Origin of the sequence: Streptacidiphilus neutrinimicus, from assembly GCF_000787815.1 — a bacterium.
GTDB classification, from domain to species: Bacteria; Actinomycetota; Actinomycetes; order Streptomycetales; family Streptomycetaceae; genus Streptacidiphilus; species Streptacidiphilus neutrinimicus.
In genome coordinates this window covers 1-3387 of sequence record NZ_BBPO01000171.1, presented here as the reverse complement: position 1 = coordinate 3387, position 3387 = coordinate 1, and the positions used below count along the sequence as shown (strand labels likewise).

At 67.4% G+C, this 3387-nt stretch carries 5 protein-coding genes and 1 pseudogene; 4 read left to right on the top strand and 2 right to left on the bottom strand.

Annotation, left to right across the window (positions count from 1 at the left end; genetic code table 11):
- Positions 1–109: pseudogene (locus TR48_RS46950) on the top strand (thiamine pyrophosphate-dependent enzyme); the annotation flags it as partial.
- A gap of 46 nt (positions 110–155) precedes the next feature.
- Positions 156–398: a thiamine pyrophosphate-dependent enzyme gene (locus TR48_RS46175; protein WP_236652528.1), complete on the top strand. Its 243-nt coding sequence runs from the start codon at positions 156–158 to the stop codon at positions 396–398.
- A 166-nt stretch (positions 399–564) separates the two neighbouring features.
- On the opposite strand, the gene TR48_RS38270 is transcribed toward TR48_RS46175, so the two are convergent.
- Entirely contained in the window at positions 565–987 is a 423-nt protein-coding gene (locus tag TR48_RS38270) for a VOC family protein (protein WP_042375577.1), read from the bottom strand.
- Positions 984–1832: an NAD(P)H-binding protein gene (locus tag TR48_RS38265; RefSeq protein ID WP_042375576.1), complete on the bottom strand. Its 849-nt coding sequence runs from the start codon at positions 1830–1832 to the stop codon at positions 984–986. Before TR48_RS38265 ends, TR48_RS38270 begins: the two co-directional genes overlap by 4 nt.
- Positions 1833–1906: 74 nt before the next feature.
- On the opposite strand from TR48_RS38265, the gene TR48_RS38260 reads away from it, so the two are divergent.
- Both TR48_RS38260 and TR48_RS38255 read left to right on the top strand, forming a co-directional pair.
- Complete coding sequence (locus tag TR48_RS38260) at positions 1907–2806, top strand: AraC family transcriptional regulator (protein ID WP_042375574.1); 900 nt, start codon at positions 1907–1909, stop codon at positions 2804–2806.
- A 331-nt stretch (positions 2807–3137) separates the two neighbouring features.
- Positions 3138–3387: helix-turn-helix domain-containing protein (locus TR48_RS38255; protein ID WP_042375573.1), on the top strand; the 250-nt coding region annotated here is incomplete at its 3' end.

Genomic DNA, 3387 nt, shown 5'->3' with positions numbered 1-3387 from the left:
CGACGGCTCGTTCCAGGAGACCGCTCAAGAGCTGTCGACGATCCTGCACCACGACCACAAGCCAGTGATCCTCTTGATCAACAACGGGGGATACACCATCGAAACGCGGCTACCTCGGCAAGAACGAGCACTACAACGACATCGCCACCTGGGCCTTGGCGGACCTGCCGAAGGTGCTCTGCCCGGAGACCACGGCTCGGTCCTTCGTCGCCAAGACGCCCGACGATCTGGCGAGTGCCTTGAGCGCGCCGAACGACAAGATGATCTTCATCGAGTCGGTCATGGACCCCCACGACTGCCCCGCGCCCGTGGCCGCCAGCAGCAACCACGGGGCCGAAGTCGACTACGGGCCACGGGGACCGCAACACCGCGACGGCGTGCAACTCGAAGCTGTGTGACAACGTACCGCGGGCAGCGCTTGTCCAGGTTTCTGGCACGCTCCGCGGGCAATCGCGCTGAGAGCAGGGCCAGTCGCCTGGTTGGCCCCGGGCGAGGGGCGAAGTGAGCAACCTAGCCGAACGCCTCGGTCGGCCCGCCGGTTCGCAGGGCCGTCGCGGAGCGTGGCTAGCGCTTGGAGTTCCAGGCCTTGTGCACGAACTCCAGCCGGTTGCCGTCGAGGTCGGCGACGTTGGCGGCGTAGTAGCCGGGGGCGAAGTAGGTGCGGTCCGCGGGCTTGCCGTCGTCGATGCCACCGGCGTTGATCGCGGCCGCGTAGGCGGCGTCCACGGCCTCGTTGCTGTCACACACGATGCCGACGTACAGGCCCGTCTCACCAGGCTGGCGCCGACGCAGCCAGATACTGGACCCGACCCCGGTGCCCGAAACGTACGTCGCGTCGCCGAGACCGAAGAGGTCCGGGACGCCGTCGGGGCCGGACGCGGCGTCGTAGTTCCCGAACTCGCGCCAGCCAAGGGGCTTCAGTGCCTCGCGGTAGAAGCCCAGCGACCTGTCGATGTCCGTGACCGAGATGTAGACGTGATCAATCACTTCGAGGTGTCCTTCCACGCTGCGGTGTTCTTGCGGGCGAAGTCGCGGAACGTGCGCGGTGGCCTGCCAGTGATCTGCTTGACGGCGTCATTGGGGCGGGCCCCGTTGCCGGACGCGATCGTCTCGGTGAGCTGCCGCAGCACCGCGCCGTACTCCGGGGGGATTCCGTCCGCGATCGCACCGGCGACCCAGGCTTCACGGTCCATTTCGTGGTGCACGATCGTCCGACCGGTGGCCTCGCTGATGATCGCGGCGGCCTCAGTGACGGTCAGCGCTTCGGGGCCGGTCAGGTCGTAGGCCGCGCCGGTGTGGGCGGCCGGGTCGGCCAGCGTGGTCGCCGCGACGGCTGCGACGTCCTCGGCATCGACGAACGCCTCAGCTCCGCTGCCGGTGGGCACGACGATCGCGCCGTCGACCGGCCTGCAGAACGTCTCGCTGAAGTTCTGCATGAACCACGCGGGACGCAGGATGGTGTGGCCCAATCCGCGACGACCCATCAAGTCCAGTTCGACGCCGCGCGTGGCAACCTCCTGTGGCGCGTTCTCCATGCCGTACGCGCTCACGAACGTCACATGCTCCACCCTCGCGGCCTCGGCCTCGTCGAGGAACGCCGAGACGTCCTCGGCAAAGTCCAGACGCATCACCGGGGCGATCAGGTAGACGCGATCGACCGCTTTCAGGGCGGGCGCGTAGGTGCCACGGTCGCTCCAGTCGAACGAGACGTCGGCACCGGACCGGGTCGCGGTACGGACCGCCACCCCCCGACTGACCAGCTCGGCGACAACACGAGAACCGGTCTTGCCCGTCGCACCGAGCACAAGGACCACTGGATCTGATTCGTTCATACAGTCAGCCTACGGCGATGGATGAGCTAATCAATGCGCATGACTCTCAATCTGCGACGCGATACGCTCAATATGTGGACCTATTGCATGACTATCTCGTGAGGGCGCGCGCGTCCGGCGCGGTCTTCGCACGCTCGGTCGCCCGTCCACCCTGGGGACTGACGCTGCCCGCCTCCATTCAGCTCTCACTCCACACAGTGCTGCGCGGCCACGCATGGCTATGGCTTGACGATCCCGCCGCAGCCCAACGCCTGCTGCCGGGTGACCTCGCAATCGTCGTGGGCGGTCGAGATCATCACCTCGCGGATGAGCCGACTCCCGAGAGATGCACGACCCACGAGCAGTTCTGGGCCACGGGAGCCGGGAATGATGCCGACGATCCCCACGCAACGGTCTTCCTGTGCGGTGCCTACCGCCTGGCAGGCGACGTGGGCCGAAGCCTCATCCAGGCACTGCCGCCGATGCTGGTCATCCGGCCGTCCGCACATGATCAGGTGCACGACGTGGTCTCACTCATCTCACGCGAGCTCATGCACTCGGCTCCCGGGCAGCAGACCGTGCTCGACCGGCTGCTCGACGTTCTGCTCGTCCTGGTCATGCGAGCCTCCTACCAGGACAATCCGAGCGCACCGCGCTGGTACCGTGCCGCCGAGGACCCACGGCTGGGCCGAGCGCTCCAGGCGATGCACGAGGATCCTGGCCACAGCTGGACCGTCCCGGAACTCGCGGCCGTGAGCGCAATGTCCCGCCCGTCGTTCGCCCGTAACTTCGAACGCGCGCTCGGACAGACGCCGATGCAGTACCTGACGGACTGGCGCTTGACCCTCGCCCGCGAATACCTGCTGGCCAACGAACTCACCATGGAGCAGATCGCCCGCCGCACGGGATACAGCTCGCCGAACGCCTTCGCCGCGACGTTCCGTCGCCATATCGGACTCCCGCCCGGGCGTTGGCGGCAGGAAGCCTCCACATGAGCTCGCTGAACGAGGGCTGAGCGGGCCCAGCGCTTCACCCGAGGAAGGGCTGTCCCGCGCCCCTGGCCGTCGGCACCTCCGCCGCGCCAGGAGACGAACTCGCTGTCGTCGAGGTCGACGTCTTCGAAGCCAGCTTTGCGTGCGAACTCGACGACACCCGAGAGGCGGAACGCGGTGCCCTCGCCCTCGGGCGCCGAGTGCGCCAAGCTTGGTGGCCCAGAGGCAGCCTCCGTTGGCGTCGTTTGAACGCGGACCCTCTGACGGCGGATCAAAAGTGACCCACGTGGTGCCGCCTGATCCTGGCCTTGTTGATCAAGGTCAGGAGGGAAGGGTGATCCTCGTGGAGGACTGGGCAGAGATCCGACGGTTGCACCGGGCCGAGCAGATGCCGATCCGGGCGATCGCGCGGCACCTGGGCATCTCGAAGAACACCGTCAAACGGGCCCTGGGCAACGACCGGCCCCCGAAGTACCAGCGGCCGGCGAAGGGCTCGGTGGTCGACGCGGTCGAGAAGCGGATCCGCGAGTTGCTGCAGCAGACCCCGACGATGCCCGCGACCGTGATTGCCGAGCGGATCGGCT

Excerpts from the sequence above, each read along its gene's own strand:
- TR48_RS38265 (WP_042375576.1), bottom strand. The coding sequence starts at position 1,832 with ATGAACGAATCAGATCCAGTGGTCCTTGTGCTCGGTGCGACGGGCAAG.